At 45.6% G+C, this 16,445-nt stretch carries 12 protein-coding genes; 7 read left to right on the top strand and 5 right to left on the bottom strand.

Annotation, left to right across the window (positions count from 1 at the left end; all coding sequences use genetic code 11):
- The first annotated feature begins 6 nt into the window (after positions 1-6).
- Positions 7-729, top strand: a complete 723-nt coding sequence (locus EL341_RS17315) for a 4'-phosphopantetheinyl transferase family protein (protein ID WP_083399706.1) — start codon at positions 7-9, stop codon at positions 727-729.
- Positions 730-762: 33 nt separating this feature from the next.
- Positions 763-2,568, top strand: a complete 1,806-nt coding sequence (locus EL341_RS17310) for a hypothetical protein (protein ID WP_074824507.1) — start codon at positions 763-765, stop codon at positions 2,566-2,568.
- Between the two features lie 85 nt (positions 2,569-2,653).
- Here the strand turns inward: EL341_RS17310 and EL341_RS17305 are convergent, their stop codons facing one another.
- A complete protein-coding gene (locus tag EL341_RS17305; protein ID WP_047779439.1) occupies positions 2,654-3,988 on the bottom strand; it encodes an NCS2 family permease in 1,335 nt (444 codons plus the stop codon).
- Between the two features lie 395 nt (positions 3,989-4,383).
- Here EL341_RS17305 and yieH point away from each other — a divergent pair, with 395 nt between their 5' ends.
- Positions 4,384-5,052, top strand: a complete 669-nt coding sequence (gene yieH / locus EL341_RS17300) for a 6-phosphogluconate phosphatase (RefSeq protein WP_074824510.1) — start codon at positions 4,384-4,386, stop codon at positions 5,050-5,052.
- A gap of 115 nt (positions 5,053-5,167) precedes the next feature.
- Here yieH and EL341_RS17295 read toward each other — a convergent pair whose 3' ends face one another.
- Positions 5,168-8,383 carry an autotransporter outer membrane beta-barrel domain-containing protein gene (locus EL341_RS17295; RefSeq protein ID WP_126468207.1) on the bottom strand — a complete coding sequence of 1,072 codons (3,216 nt, stop codon included), beginning with the start codon at positions 8,381-8,383 and terminating at the stop codon, positions 5,168-5,170.
- A gap of 392 nt (positions 8,384-8,775) precedes the next feature.
- On the opposite strand from EL341_RS17295, the gene mdtG reads away from it, so the two are divergent.
- Positions 8,776-9,996: a multidrug efflux MFS transporter MdtG gene (gene mdtG / locus EL341_RS17290; RefSeq protein ID WP_074824516.1), complete on the top strand. Its 1,221-nt coding sequence runs from the start codon at positions 8,776-8,778 to the stop codon at positions 9,994-9,996.
- Positions 9,997-10,208: 212 nt separating this feature from the next.
- Complete coding sequence (locus tag EL341_RS17285) at positions 10,209-10,985, top strand: siderophore-interacting protein (RefSeq protein WP_074824537.1); 777 nt, start codon at positions 10,209-10,211, stop codon at positions 10,983-10,985.
- 58 nt (positions 10,986-11,043) lie between these two features.
- On the opposite strand, the gene EL341_RS17280 is transcribed toward EL341_RS17285, so the two are convergent.
- From EL341_RS17280 to EL341_RS17270, 3 genes are all read right to left on the bottom strand, one after another.
- A complete protein-coding gene (locus EL341_RS17280; protein WP_074824519.1) occupies positions 11,044-11,790 on the bottom strand; it encodes an amino acid ABC transporter permease in 747 nt (248 codons plus the stop codon).
- Position 11,791: 1 nt separating this feature from the next.
- Complete coding sequence (locus tag EL341_RS17275) at positions 11,792-12,532, bottom strand: amino acid ABC transporter permease (RefSeq protein WP_074824522.1); 741 nt, start codon at positions 12,530-12,532, stop codon at positions 11,792-11,794.
- A gap of 420 nt (positions 12,533-12,952) precedes the next feature.
- Positions 12,953-13,804, bottom strand: a complete 852-nt coding sequence (locus EL341_RS17270) for an ABC transporter substrate-binding protein (protein ID WP_074824525.1) — start codon at positions 13,802-13,804, stop codon at positions 12,953-12,955.
- Between the two features lie 319 nt (positions 13,805-14,123).
- Between EL341_RS17270 and hemP the strand changes: the two genes are divergently transcribed.
- Both hemP and EL341_RS17260 read left to right on the top strand, forming a co-directional pair.
- On the top strand, positions 14,124-14,306 hold the full coding sequence (gene hemP, locus EL341_RS17265; RefSeq protein ID WP_047779432.1) for a hemin uptake protein HemP: 183 nt from the start codon (positions 14,124-14,126) through the stop codon (positions 14,304-14,306).
- A 91-nt stretch (positions 14,307-14,397) separates the two neighbouring features.
- On the top strand, positions 14,398-16,413 hold the full coding sequence (locus tag EL341_RS17260) for a TonB-dependent hemoglobin/transferrin/lactoferrin family receptor (protein WP_408634866.1): 2,016 nt from the start codon (positions 14,398-14,400) through the stop codon (positions 16,411-16,413).
- The last annotated feature ends 32 nt before the right edge of the window (positions 16,414-16,445 follow it).

Raw genomic sequence — 16,445 nt, 5'->3', positions numbered from 1 at the left:
ACTGATATGGTAAAGCCAACTTTGCTTTCTGACATTGCTATCGCCACCCTCCGCCTACCCTCGACAGAGTGGTTGCCAGGAGATCTGTCGCGGATTCCGATGACCATACAGCAGCAGAGTGAACAGTTTAATCCCAAGCGCCGTCAACAGTTTCTTAGCGGACGCTGGCTGCTGGCCGAGTTGATATTTAATCAGCTCGGCTGGGCACAACTACCAGACATCACGATCTCCGATAATGGCCGCCCATCATTTATCTCCGCTGCACGGTTGGACTTTAATATCAGCCATAGTGGGGAATACATTATGGTGGCACTGGCACAGGGCGGTCGTATTGGCCTGGACGTAGAGCATATCCGCCCAAGAAAAAAATTGCTGGCACTGGCAGCATATAGCTTTAGCGCAGATGAATATCAATGGTTGCTCAGTTTGCCTGAATCCTGTCAGGCCGATGGCTTCTGGCAACTCTGGACTCTGCGTGAATCGGTGCTGAAACTCTCCGCTAAAGGCGTCTGGCAGATGAAGCAAATCCGTATTCATCCCCAACAAAAGCAAGTCTCTGCCGACTTCCAACCGGAGTTAGTCGGTTTCACCAGCCGATATGACGATATTGCCTGGGCCATTGCCAGTGAGCAAAATATCGCCCAGATTCATTATTGGAAAATTGACCAAAAAACCGAACAACTTATACCCGCAGATTTACCGGAATTATCTCAATTCAGTGGACGTTAAAAAATAACAAAAGAACAGGGAGCCACCAGCAGGATGTCAGATAACGCACAAAAAACTGAACTACTCACCCATCTGTGTGAACAAAAAATCATAACTGAAGACCAGTTGAGTCGAGCCAAACTCTATCTGCAGTTTATCTCTAATATCTCTTTTAATACTCAAGATGACGCTATCGATTGGCTGCTGGAAAACCGGATTATCAGTGAACGTCCGGTTACTGAAGCCCCAGCGTTGGTTGAAGAGGTTATTAAGCAACCCTCTGAACCGGAGGCCGTAGCTGAACAGGTTATCGAACAACCCTCTGAGCCTGAGACTGTTGTTGAAGAAGTGATTGAACAGCTATCTGCACCTGAGACTGTTGCTGAAGAAGTCATTGAACAGCCATCTGAACCTGAGACTGTTGTTGAAGAAGTCATTGAACAGCCATCTGAACCTGAGACTGTTGTTGAAGAAGTCATTGAACAGCCATCTGCACCTGAAACTGTTGCTGAAGAAGTCATTGAGCAACCATCTGAACCTGAGACTGTTGCTGAAGAAGCGATTGAACAACGGCTTGAGCAGGAAGACGATGAGGAAAACATCGACGAGAACCCGGCTGAGCCAAAAAACACCGCTAAAGATATTATTGAATGGCCATCGGAAGATGTCACCTGGGGATTATTCGAGCCAGATGAATTTACGCCAGAAGAAGACTCGGCTAAAGACACGGCTAAATCGACCCAGTCAGATAATGCCGCCTTATTAACGGATGAAGAATCCGACGCCTATGAAATGCTCTTAGAGCTCTACGCTGCTGGCGTCATTAGTAGCAAAGTGCACAGAAAAGCAGAAAAGGTACTGGAAGCTAATCCAGATATTCGATTTGAAAATAACGATGAGTTACTGACATGGTTAGAACAGCAAAATGTCATCAAAGCCCAGCCAGTTAGGGCTGAACCGAGTAAGAAAAGAAAGCGACGTGACAAGCCTACGGAGAATAATCAGAGCATCCGGCAGAACGAAGAACCAGCAGCCACAGCGCCAACAGGCGGTGGGTGTATAAAGAAACTTATTTGGATGGGTATTATTGTAGCCGCTATTTGTTGGTTTTTCGCTCCAGATGAAACACCACTATGCGATGATGAAGAGATTCAGCAGCAAGTCACTCAGGGCTTTGCCGCCACTTACTCTGATACACCAACAGCAGCCCGCAATCAAAACGAAAACCGCCTCATTGCGGCACCGATTAACTATAGCTTCTCTTCATTAACGTCGGCTGAGCAAACCAGTTTTAATGATGATTCACTTATCCGCAGCTGTAAAGCAACGGTAATCTATAGAGCCGATAGAAACCGGGACATTGCTGCGGATATCATTGGTGAAGTGACCTATCAAATCCAACCGACGGATGACGGAGAGTTTTCCACCCGCATCAATAACGGTAAAAATGAGATTGCTCAAAAAGTAAAAGAGCAAAACGCTCGCTATTATGCGTTAAATCAGCAGGAAACCGGCCTCAAGAAAGCCTTTATAACCGGAGTAGAGCAATTAGATAAAATACTTATCGAAAGGTCTCCATCATTTAGCCCACTGACTCCAAGAATCTCTGGTATAAACATTAACGACGAATGCCAACAAGTGAAGGATACACACTATACATGCCCAGTAACGTTTCACTTGTCATACGGCAGAAATCCTCGTAACTATAAAGCCAGCGGGATCAAAATTGACATGAATATGCCGGTGATTAAACAAGAAGATGGCAGTTGGCAGCCGCACGATTCATTCGTCGTTCAATTTACCCGACCCTATATGTTAGCCATAAAAAACGCGTTGATTAATCCACCAACGGTTGACTAATCTCCTGCTACAACGTAAAGCCCCATGTTATTCCTAACATGGGCTTTTATTATATTAAGCTTTCATTAAATCCCATCAGAGGGGATTAATGATCGATAAAGACAATTTTAATTAAGAACAGTAGTGCAACAATCAGTACGCAAGGGCTGATTTCTCTCCAACGACCTGCTCCAGCTTTCATTACACAATAAGAAATAAAGCCAAGAGCGATACCCTCGGTAATAGAGAAGGTAAACGGCATCATTACCGCAGTGATAAACGCTGGCGTAGCTTCCGTCAGATCGTTCCATTTTACCCGCGACAGGCTGGAGGTCATCAACACACCAACATAAATCAGCGCACCGGCCACCGCATAAGGTTGAACCATCTTAGCTAATGGTGACAAAAAGATAACCAGCAGGAATAACAGGCCGACAACTACTGCCGTTAAACCGGTTCTACCACCAACGGAAACACCGGAGGAGCTTTCGATATAGGTAGAGATTGAAGACGTACCTAAATAAGCACCGGCAGTCGAGGTGATACTGTCGACCAACAATGCCTGTTTCATCCGAGGGAATTTACCGTTTTCATCCGCCAAGCCGGCTTTATCCGTTACTGCAATTAAGGTACCGGATGAGTCAAACAGGTTGATCAACATAAAGGAGAAAATAATGCCGGCCAAACCGATATCCAATGCGCCTTTTACATCTACCTGACCAACAATGCTGGCGATACTTGGTGGTGCAGAAAATACGCCCTGATAGGTAACATCACCAACGATAAGACCAATACTGGTGGTGACAATGATAGAAATCAGTACCGCCGCATGAATATTTTTAGCCGCTAACACCGCAATGATAAAGAAGCCTAAAACGCCTAACGCTACATTCAGTGAAGTCAGGTTACCAATAGCTACAAGCGTATCCGGGTTAGGGACAATAATACCGGCGTTCTTCAGGCCCATCATACCGATAAACAGACCGATACCGCTGGTTATCCCCACTCGCAGGCTAATCGGAATACTGGATATCATCCAGTAACGAACGCGGAACAGCGTTAACAGTAAGAAACCAACGGAGCCCCAGAAGATCGCTCCCATCGCCACCTGCCACGGATGCCCCATCGCACCGACCACCACAAAGGCAAAGAAGGCATTCAGCCCCATAGCCGGAGCCAGCGCCACCGGCAAATTCGCCAGCACGCCCATAAAAATGCTACCAAACGCCGCCACCAAACAAGTGGTCACAAACACAGCTTCGGTATCCATTCCTGCTACCCCTAAAATCTGCGGGTTAACAAAAACGATATAAACCATGGTTAAAAAGGTGGTAAAACCAGCGACTATCTCGGTTCGTACCGTCGTGCCATGTTGGTTCAGTTGAAACACGCGCTCAAGTAGACCCTGCCCATTAGCAGGACCAGAAACGGGGTTGTTCATTTTGATGTCCGGAAAAAAGATGAATAATAAAAACTAAGCCGCTACATATACCAAAATACGCAAACGATTACATGGTTTATTTCAGTTTTTATTGTGAAGTTTGAATTTTCGCCAGAATAGCCATCAAGTTAACGAATCAGACTTAGCCTTTCATCTCGCAGAACAACGCCGCCGCATAATACCTTCCAACAATCTCCACTGAAAATATTGTGACCAGAGATAGGCAAAAATACAGGACACAAATAATAACATCAGTGAACTATCGTTCATTACCTTGATTAAAGCTAAACAATGATCGTCAACAAAACCAACATCTGCTGTTTTTTGAAACACTATTTTAGTATGGTTATTACCATGTGGTATGAACCATGCCGATCACCGTAAAGGAATGAATTATGCAACCGGTTGAATGTGTGCTGTTTGACAGCGACGGCACTCTGGTCGACAGCGAGATTTTATGTTGTGAATCTTTCTCTAACGTTTTTATGAGTTATGGGATTCCACTCTCTACTGAAGAGTGTATTAAACGGTTTAAGGGAACCAATCTGTACAAGGTTTTTGCCGAGGTCAGAGCAACCTACGGTCTCGATCAGCCTGATGATAAGCTGGAAAAAGAGTACCGTCAGGATATGGCGCGTCTGTTTGAGCTCAGCCTGAAACCAATTGAAGGTATCAGACCGCTGCTGGAAGGTATTACCGTGCCAATGGCGGTAGTATCCAACGGCCCCGTGAGTAAAATGCAGCATTCGCTAGGATTAACCAAGCTAATCGATTTCTTCGGCGATCGCCTGTATAGCGCCTTTGATATTCAGCGTTGGAAGCCAGATCCTGCCCTGTTGCAGTTCGCCAGCGATAAACTGTCGGTTCCTCTGGAAAGATGTATTCTGGTTGAAGACTCCGTCGCCGGTGCTCATGCCGGCATTGCAGCCGGTATTCCGGTGTTTTATTACTGCGCCGACCGACACAACCAACCCATCGATCATCCACTGGTCACGACGTTCCATAGCATGGAACAGCTTCCCGCGTTGTGGAAAGCGAGGGGCTGGGAGATTTATCAGTCTTAAAATAAAGGCACAAGATAATAAAAACAATTAATCCACGAAATATATAACCCCGGAAAGATATCATCTGCCCGGGGTCATCACTTATCATGAATGTTATTCGTTCTTGGCTAAGCGTTTAAAAAGCGTAATTAATCCTGAAAAGCCCACCAATACCTTCTCGTTTACCGGTATAACCGTTAACTTTAACATCCAGGGAAAGGTTTTGATCGGATATGGGTCTGGCCGTTATCCCGAAAAAGCCAATTCCCGTCCCGCCTTCCATATCTGGGGCATCAATATTGTAAACGCCGTATGTTGTCGATTTCGCCCGCCCGATAAACTCATTCTCATAGCCTAAACCCGACATCAACATCAGAGCGCTACTATACTGATGTTTAAATTCGGCATTCAACCTGACTCTATGTGAGTTAATGGCGCTAAAGTGGAACGGATCTCCAGCAACCGTGACATCCCGACTACTAATTCTTGAGAACAGATATTTTATAGACAGATCCAAGCTATTACGTTTACTTATCGACATCATATAGCCTTCAGCTATATGTCCCGCTAAATAGTTCGATTTAATATTGTAGTGCGCAAACTGACCTGTCGCACGATTGACAATATCTTTGGTACTAAACTCAGTCTGAGTTCTCCCTATCCGAGCGCTTCCCTCTAAATAAGCACCTTTAGGTAAGTCATATCGAGCTAAAAGGCCAATGCCATAATACTTACTGGAACCATCAGCGTGCACATTATCGGCATTATCAAAACGGGTATAACTGTCATAACGACCCCAGCCTCCCTCAATAAATGCTGCGGTAGTCACACCATCATCGGTGGTATAGCTTAATCCACTGCTTAAAAGATATTCATTCGCTTTGATATTCGAACCAACGTTATAACGAAGATGATTGCCAGAAGCGATCACAAAAGGAACCTTTCCCCAAGCACCTTTATTCTGCTCACGGATTGTACGATAGGTATCATAAGCTACGATATCTCCACCGCGATTAACCAGAGTAGAGCTATAAAGATAGGCCATCGGCAACGCTTTAAGCTGTGGGTTTACCGTCGCTGCCGAGTCATCCTCCGGCTTTGAAGGTAGAGCACCCGAATTTTCATCTGAGCCATTATCTGGATCACCCAAAATAGTGGCTTTCACCTCTTTATTTGAATCATCCACCCACGTGTGGACATCATACAGCAGGGAAATACCCTGTTGAGCAACACCAGTAGAATCAATACCTTGCCCCTTACCCGTAAAGTCGTTCATTGCTTTCATCAGAACAAACTCATCACCGGCCTTTAAAACCTTACCTGAATGGATGCCAACCACTGTTGCCTTCGACGGCGTTGTCGTTCCATCACTGATATTAGCAAGGTTAGCTCCTAAACTAATATTATTAGCCGTAATCAGGGCTTCCGGTTGGTTAGCAAGGGAAGGTAATAAGGTAAAGTTGTAATGTTCAAAGTTGCCAAGGTTATTAACCTTAACTGGCTGGGCCGAGAAGTTCAGAGTATTGCCGGTAAACACATCATAATTTTGCGGAAAATAACCGGTGCTCTGCAAATATCCCCCATAAAGCGACGTAATAGTACCGCTGATTTGTGCCACATCACCAATATTAACCGTATTGTTTATGGCCTGTACCTGTGTATTAGTAGGATTAACGCCGTTGTGCCCGGCGGTATTATCAGCATTTATTGCAGTTCCCTGAGTCAGGTCAAATCTGACATAACCGCCATAAATCGACCCATTTGCCACAGTCCCATTTAACGTCACGGTATTGTTATTAGCCACAACTTTACTATTGGATACATCAATCTCCGCGCTTGACTCAGGCAATTTCTCCGCATTTGGAACAGCAGTCGTTGAGCCACTGATTGCTGTTCCCCCAACTGCGGTCAGCTCAGCGTAGCCACCATAAACACTCCCATCTTTCAGCAAACCATTTAATATCACAGAATTATTATTGGCCAAAATGGTGCTATTGGAGGCTTCAATATTCGCCTCTCCATACAGAGAAGGCGTACTCGTAGTATCCACAGGAGTCGTCGCATTTCCACCTTCGGCTTTTCCCGCAGCAACAACCAACCCAGCATAACCACCATAAACGCCGCCTTGCGCAGAAGCTTGTTGTGACAATTCAACAACATTACTGTTAGCCTCTATAGTGACAAAATCGGCATTAACACCAGCACTTGCCTCTGCCGAAATGCTAGACATAGTAGAAACAACATTAACGTTCCCACCCCCAGCATTACCTGCCCGTGCAACAAGACTGGCCTTACCGCCATAAACTTTACCACCCGTTGACGACATCTCGACAACGTTATTACTGGCCTTTATTTCTGTCTCTCCAGTTCTCAGACTGGTTATAGCGGAAGCACTTACAAGGGGAAAATAACTATCGGTAGTCGAAGCATTCCCGCCCATCGCGTCACCTGACTGAACAAACTGACTCGCCTGCCCACCATAGATATCACCGTTAACAACGGAATACGGCCCGATATTAATCGTATTATTGCTGGCCTCTAATAAATTGGAACTGCTAAAGATAGCAGACCAAGAGTTAGTATCAGGGGCAAGGGCACCAACATGACCACTCGTTGCTTTACCAGATTGGGCAACATAACTAGCCTGGCCACCATACACATCACCACTAACAGAAACCAGCTGTGCAATGTTAACAGCATTACCGTTAACCCTTACCTTATCTCCCCAAGCCTGAATAGCGGTATAACCACCGGAACTACCGTAATCAATATCATAATTGATATTACCGGTAATGCTGCCTGCCACTGCATTACCTGACTGGGCAATATAGTTACCACGTCCGCCATAAACACTTCCCCCCACAGCAACCGTTTGAGCAATACTGACAACATTGTTATTGGCTTCTACCGTTGAATTGTCACCCTGAACAGTGCTGTGGGTATAAGCGTACGCAGAGCGATCTCTGGGACTGCCGCTGCCATCGGTATCAGCAGCGGTCGCATTACCACTTCTTCCCAAAATTACCGCATAACCACCATAAACATTACCAGCTATTGAATTATTGCTACTGTCTACAATAATACTGCTTTGATTAACGCCAACAGTTTCACTATGAATATTAACCTGATTAAGCACTGAGGTATTAAAGCCAGACGTTCCTTCCATTTTGTCATCGCTAATCTGCGTTATGTCGGATATTCCGCCATAAACATCACCCTCTACCGTACCATCATCAAACAACGGGGTGGCAAAAGCATGGCCACACAGTATTGTTGCAGATAAACCAATGCTAACGTTTAGACAAGATAAAACTCTTTTATAACATCCATATATATTATTTATTAATAACAAAACAAAAAATTCCATTTAAAAAACTCAATAAGACAATAAAAATAACACAAAAAATATCTTTTATAAAAAAATAAATATATTTAATGACAAAAAACCATCAATATAAATATAAAAAACAACCCCTACACAAAAAACAACACAATGAAACCCAACTGATTAGCAATAAAAAACAATATAATTAATAAATAAGTTAAAGGCTATTACCCACCCCATCAACCAACAATGCATTAAAATTTATACAACAACTTCCATCACAATATTTACATTTTGATTCTGAAGTATTTATCCGCTTTAACTTGATTTATCATTTTTTCAACAAAACACGGCTTTCAAACAGACAATAATCGTGGCACGCTAAAAATATCTATAATGTGCCCATATACAGGTTCACCATGCCAGCAGAAGCCACCACTCAAAGTCCCGCCATAAATTGGCAACGAAACCTGTTTATCGTGTGGGTCGGATGCTTTCTGACCGGAGCCGCTTTTAGTCTGGTCATGCCTTTTTTACCTTTGTATGTAGAGCAACTGGGCGTAACCGGGCATCGCGAGCTCAATCTGTGGTCGGGATTAGTATTTAGCATTACGTTTCTGTTTTCGGCGCTGGCATCTCCTTTTTGGGGAGGTCTGGCAGATCGCCGTGGCCGTAAGTTAATGCTGCTACGTTCTGCGTTAGGTATGGCTATTGTGATGGTGCTGATGGGATTAGCCCAAAATATCTGGCAGTTTCTCGGATTACGAGCGCTGTTGGGTCTACTTGGTGGCTTTGTTCCTAATGCGAATGCGCTGATAGCGACTCAGGTACCGCGTAACCGTAGCGGATGGGCTCTCGGCACATTATCAACCGGTAGCGTCAGCGGAGCGCTGTTAGGGCCATTAATCGGCGGCTTTCTCGCCGATCGCTATGGACTGCGCCCGGTATTTTTTATTACCGCCAGCATGCTGTTTATCTGCTTTCTCCTCACGCTGTATGCCGTAAAAGAGCAATTTACCCGCGTTCACAAAAAAGATATGTTGAGCGGCCGACAAGTGTTTGCCTCATTGACCAAGCCCAGACTGGTACTTGGCTTGTTTGTGACCACCATGATTATTCAGGTTGCTACCGGCTCTATTGCCCCGATTCTGACCCTATACGTACGTGAGATATCCAACAATATCGAAAATTTGGCATTCATCAGCGGTTTTATCGCTTCTGTTCCTGGCTTTGCTGCGTTGCTCAGTGCGCCAAGGTTGGGAAAATTAGGGGATCGCATTGGACCGGAACGCATTCTAATTGCCATGCTGATATTTTCTATTCTGGTGCTTATTCCAATGGCGTTTGTACAAAACCCATGGCAGTTAGCCGGACTACGTTTCCTGTTGGGCATCGCCGACGGCGCGCTGTTACCTGCGGTACAAACTCTGTTAATTTATAACTGTAGCAATCAGGTTGCCGGACGAATATTTAGCTATAACCAATCTTTCCGCGATATAGGCAACGTCAGCGGCCCTATGCTGGGCTCCAGCGTGGCAGCCAGTATTGGCTTTCGTGCAGTTTTTATCGCGACCGCACTTGTTGTGCTGTTTAACGCTATCTATTCCTACTGGTTTTTAGCCAAAAACCGGAATAAATAGTGACTAAATGTGCGGAGAGTATCAATACCGTTCTATTTTTATAGAAATAGTAACCATTCTCATTTAAGATATTCCCGTTATCCACTGCCACTATACCCAAACCCCAAACGGGAATAGCGACATCATTAAACCGTTGGTTATCGCCCCCATATAATAAATTTCTCAGGCCGCTTGCCCGATGACAATCCATAAATGATAAACAGATGATAAAAATGACCGAAAATAAATCTCAGCCTAAATACCCACAACGCGTCCGTAATGAATTACGTTTTCGCACGCTTAGCGTATTAAGTACCGAACAAATTTCAACCGGCTTCCAGCGTATTATCTTTGGTGGCTCAGACCTTGAAGGCTTTCAATCCCAAGGTTTTGATGACCATATAAAGCTGTTCTTCCCCAAGGTCGGTTCTGCATTTACGCCACCCGAGATCACCGAAGAAGGCATCGTTTGGCAAGACAATATCCAACCGCCTTCTCGTGATTACACACCGATTTTTGACCAGCAACATCATCAACTGATTATTGACTTCTATCTTCATGAAAATGGGGTTGCCAGCGATTGGGCGGCCCAAGCTCGCCCCGGCGATAAACTCACCATTGGCGGACCTCGCGGTTCACTTGTCGTGCCACCAGACTACGCCTGGCAGCTTTATGTGTGTGATGAATCCGGCATGCCGGCGCTACGCCGTCGTTTGGAAGAGTTGAAAAACCTTGCCAGCCCGGTTCAGGTGACGGCGCTTATCAACATCAAAGATGAAGCGTATAAAGATTATCTTTCCCACCTTAGCGGCTTTAATCTTCAATGGGTTATTGGTGACGATCGGAAAAAGATGACTGACTACCTTAAAACGCTAAATGTACCGCCACAGGATTACTTTATCTGGATTACCGGCGAAGGAAAAACCGTTAGCGCTCTGAGTCAGCTGTTTGAGAATGATGCTATCGATAGCCAATTGCTACGCGCCGTAGCCTACTGGCATAACAAGTAAATAGGACAGTGCCCTTAGCCTTCGGCGATATAAAATCGCATCGAAGGCTAGGCTATAATTAAACCCGACTGATTCCAGCAGGCGATTTAAACAACCAGCTAAATAACCGTCTTTTGGCCTTAGGTTCAATGGATGAGTAGCGCTTACTCACCAGATTGGCAACCACATCCAGCAATAAGCAGAAGATAAAATAGACCAGCGCAATAAACAGGAAGACTTCGGTCGGATAAACCATACTGCGATTATTCACCTGAGTAGCCAGAAAAGTCAGTTCACCAACGCCAACCACATAGGCCAGTGAAGTATCTTTAATCAGTGAAATCCACTGGTTAATAAACGAAGGCACCATCATCCGTAATGCCTGCGGCAATACGATATATCCCAATACCTGCCAGCGGTTAAACCCTAATGACATGCCCGCCTGCCACTGACCAGCGCCGATAGCAATAATTCCCGCCTTTACCCCATGCGCCAAATAAGCCGCCGAGATCAATGCCAGGGCACAAATCACCGAGGTAATCGCCGGAATATCAATGCCAAACAGCATAGGCAACATAAAGTAAGCCCAGAAAATCAACATAATGACCGGAATTGCGCGGAAAAAGCCGAGAATAGCGGCAATCAAGCCACCAAACCAGCCGCGGAACATTGCCAAGGCCACGCCCAAAATCACGCCCAGAATGGCAGAAATAACACCGGCAATCAGGCTGATAATCAGCGTTAACGCGGCACCACCAATCGGGCCGTCCGGATAAGCGCCCCACAGCATATAATCCAAATTGTCGTAAATTACCGTGAAGTCCATATTAATGCCGCTCCTTCGCTAATAAACGATGCTCATACCACATCCCCCACGCTTCCATCAGGGCAATAGTGACAATATACATCACCGTCGCTACCCCAAATGCCTGAAACGCCCGCAGGGTTTCTGTTTCAACCTGCCGGGAAGCATACGAAAGCTCAGCCACGCCGATCGCCATCGCCAGTGAGGTACTTTTTACAATATTCATGTATTGACCCAACAGCGGAGGAAAAGCGATCTTCAAAGCCTGAGGCAACACCACATAACGCATCGACTGCCAGCCGCTCAACCCAAGCGCCAAAGCGGCATACTTCTGCCCGGTTTTTACCCCTTGAATACCGGCGCGAATCTCTTCAGCAATAAATGCCGAAAAATACACGGTAAGTCCAAAAACAGCCGAGATAAATTCGAAAGATGGCCACGCCAAAGTGACGTCAAACAGCGTAACTTCATGCGAGGTGTTTAACCAAGGAATTACCCCTTCAGGCAATAGCTTACCAACGCCGAAATACCAAAAGAACAGCTGCACCAGCAGCGGCGTATTACGAAACAGAGAACAATAGGCAATCACCGGTAAACGCAATACCGCCAACTTACTGTCTCTGGCTCCGGCAACCACCATGCCCAGCAGCGTCGCAGCCACAATTGAAACCGCAGACAGCCCCAGAGTGAGCAAAAAACCATCCCATAACCAGCCGAGATATCGGGGTTCTAATAATAATTCTGTTAATTTTTGTTTGAGCATTCTAGCCAGCTTAAATTTTAATTTTTATAAAACCGTTAATGACCATAACAACCAACAAATAGCGAAGATCTCCAGCCCTTGACCTTCCAAAGGAGCACTTGAATTCAGCCGACGCTTCCAATAAGGCAGCACGAGCCGCATGGATGCGGCGAGAAGCATAGCGACGTCGGGAACGGCTCTATGCTGGTGCGTTAAGCCTTATTGGAAGTGGCGGGAAGTCGCCTAAGCGACCTGAATTCCCGTGCGGAAGGCGCCGGGTGCAGGGGCATTCGCCCTAATGCCCCTGCTCGGCCGTGCACTAATGCTGAGACAAACACGACACTTTTCATGGCCGAAACTTTCCCCTGAAACTAAACCGGAGTACATCCAAAAATGTACCCCGGTTTTTATTACAAAATACTTTATTAATCCAATACCAATTTAACCTTTGGCTGGGTCTGGCTCCACGGCCCCAAACTTAAACTCACCCCGCGGCATTGCCGATTTAGTCGCTGGTCCAAACCAGCGATCGTAAATCTTCACTGCCTGACCATCTTTTTCCAAATCCAGCAGAACCTTATTCACCGCGTCAACCAAGCGGGTTTCACCTTTGGTGATACCCACGCCCTGATACTCTTTAGTAATACTAAACGGCGATATTTCAAAATCGGCTTTCACCGCATCAGGCAGGTTAGCCAACAGACCGACCAATTTGGCATCATCTTGAGTAATCGCCTGCACATTACCGTTACGTAGAGCGGTGAAGGCGACCGGGGTATCATCATAGGAAATCACTTTTGCCGTTGGATAATTGTCCCGCAGAGTAATTTCCTGAACCGTGCCTTTATCGGCACCAATACGCAGCTTAGCAATATCATCTGGCTGTTTCAGTACGCCTTTACGGGCAATAAACTTTTGACCGGTAGCAAAGTAGGGCACGCTGAAGTCGACTTCTTTGGCGCGCTGTGGGGTAATGGTGAAGTTAGCGGCAATCAAATCAACTTTCTTAGAGGAAAGTAGAGGAATACGGTTAGCAGGATTAGTCGCACGCAGTTCAACCTTCACTCCTAACGCTTTACCTATAGCATTAGCAATATCAACATCATAACCGACGATTTTCTTGGTTTGCGGATCGACATAACCAAATGGCGGATTACTGTCGAACACAGCGATATTCACGACACCCGCTTTTTTAATATCATCCAGCTGATCGGCGTGGGCAACAGAAGCCATACCCGCGATACCAGCCAGTAAAGTAAATGAAAGTACGCTCTGTTTTAATGTGAGTTTCATCGCCGCCATCCTGAATTATTGTTATTAAATTAGTGTTTAATAGCAGCTAGTTAAGACCAGTTAAAAAACAAAGTGAAATAATATAAACCGCTGTTATATTCCATTTAGTTATATAGGCTTCAAATATGCGATCATATTCCGTTGATTCATCACACTGCATCATGATTTATCCGCTATCAGCTAGCCCACATTTATCCACACAAAAAATACAACATTTAACTAACATTACTCACCTCATAAATTAACGCTTGTTGAACTCAACTTTTTAAATGATAATTATTATCAAACAAGATTAGTTATCATTTGCTAAGTGGATATCATGAATACACCAATACCCGACAAGCAACCAGAACCCTACAAACAGGCTGATACTGTTTCTTCCCTACCACTGATTAACAGTCAGCAACTATTAGGGAAATCAGGCATCCTACTGATTCAGCATCAGGGGCAGCAATATCAATTACGCATTACCAAAACCGGTAAATTAATTTTAACCAAGTAATTTTTTAACCATTTAGCCAGCCACCCAGACTCCTTCTAGCAGTCAAGGCAGCCAGCAACTTTCACCCATAACATTTATGGAGAGTTGCAGTATGCTTCGCCTTTCATCTTTAACTATCGCTCTGGCCTACGCTTTGCCTTTACTGGCAAATGCAGAAGCCGAAACACCACCCATCACCAACGAAGTGATGACCGTAACCGCCACCGGTAACGATCGTAACGCCTTTGAAGCCCCCATGATGGTGACCGTGGTCGATGCCAATGCGCCAGAAAATCTGGCGGCTAATAGTGCCGCTGATCTTATCCGCTCGATTCCAGGTATTACCATTACCGGTACCTCCCGCAGTAATGGGCAAGATATCAATATGCGCGGCTATGATAAACGCGGCGTATTAATGTTGGTAGACGGTGTCAGACAGGGAACGGATACCGGTCACCTAAACGGAATTTTCCTCGATCCTGCCTTAATTAAGCGAGTTGAAGTGGTACGAGGCCCCTCGGCGCAGCTTTATGGCAGTGGTGCGTTAGGTGGGGTGGTTTCATTTGAAACCGTCGATGCCAAAGACCTGCTGCGTCATGGTGAAACGGGCGGCGTCAGGCTGTTTACTTCCGGTGCTACCCTCGATCATAGTCAAGCCATGGGTCTCACCACCTTTGGCCGTACCGATAATTTAGATGGCTTGTTCTCGGCAAACTTCCGCGATAAGGGCAATCTACGCTTAAGTAATGGTGAAACGGCACCAAATGATGAACAAATCGGCTCTTTTTTAGCCAAAGGAAAATGGTCTATCAGTGATGCTCAGTCGCTAATGGCTAATCTACGCTATTACAACAACGACGCCAGAGAACCCAAGAATCCGCAAAGCCTTAAGCCAAGCAATACCAAAACCGATGTGATGACCAATCGCAGCACAGAAAGTAAAGACGCCCAGTTAGTGTATAACCTGAATCCAGAGGGGATGGACTGGTTAAATGCCACTACGCAAGTTTATTACTCTGAAACCAATATTGATTCAACGCCACAGGGCTACCAGCGCGAAAAAAGGAAACAGAAAACCGAAGGTATCAAAGTTGATAACCGTTCACGTCTGTTGCAAAACAGCATCATTCCCAGCCAACTAACCTATGGCGCAGAAACCTATAAACAAAAACAGGTTCCAAACGGCGCGACCACCAGCTTCCCTGATGCAGAGATTCGTTTTGCTTCCGGCTGGCTACAGGATGAAATGACCCTGCGCGATCTGCCAATTTCACTGATCGGCGCGATTCGCTATGACAACTATAAAGCGGAAAGCAGCGGCTACGATAATATCAATGCCAACCAATGGTCACCAAAAGTGGCGCTATCCGTCTTTCCGACCGAATGGCTAAGCCTGTTTGCTTCCTATGCGGAAGCCTTCCGCGCTCCAACGATGGGCGAAATGTACAACGACTCCCTGCATTTCAGCATGGGGCCGAAAATGAATAACTACTGGAAACCCAACCCGAATTTAAAACCGGAAACCAATGCTACTCAGGAGGTGGGCTTTGGTCTGCGCTTCGATAATGTGCTGCTGGCGGATGATGACCTGAAGTTTAAAGCCAGCTATTTCGGTACCAAAGCCGATGACTACATTTCAACTGCGGTAAATATGAAAGTAGGTTATCGCCCCGGTGTTGGCGTAATTTGCTCCCCTTGTGAAACCACCTCTGTGAATATTCCACACGCCAAAATTTGGGGTTGGGATGTGATGATGGACTATCAAAATACCTATTTCGATCTCAACGTAGCCTACAACCGCACCAGCGGTAAAAACCAAGATACTGGCGAGTGGTTATCTACCGTTAACCCGGATACGGTATCAACTCGTCTGAATGTACCGCTAGCCAATACTAAAGCCTCCGTTGGCTGGATGGGCATATTCGCCAACAGCATCAATGACACGCCCACCCCACAAAGCGGCTACGCCACCCATGATTTCTATATCAGCTATAAACCGGAGATTCTCAAAGACAAGCTAACCACCAGTGTGGTGATCGCCAATGCTTTTGATAAAGAGTACTACGCACCAAACGGCGTATTACAGGATGGCCGCAATGTGAAACTGTTTGCCAGTTACCAGTTTTAATCAATCTCCCGCTGTTTGAATAACAGCGGGTT

Source organism: Pragia fontium (assembly GCF_900638655.1).
GTDB lineage: Bacteria > Pseudomonadota > Gammaproteobacteria > Enterobacterales > Enterobacteriaceae > Pragia > Pragia fontium.
Note: the sequence above shows the minus strand (reverse complement) of the source record. Positions and strands in the feature narration are given on the sequence as shown.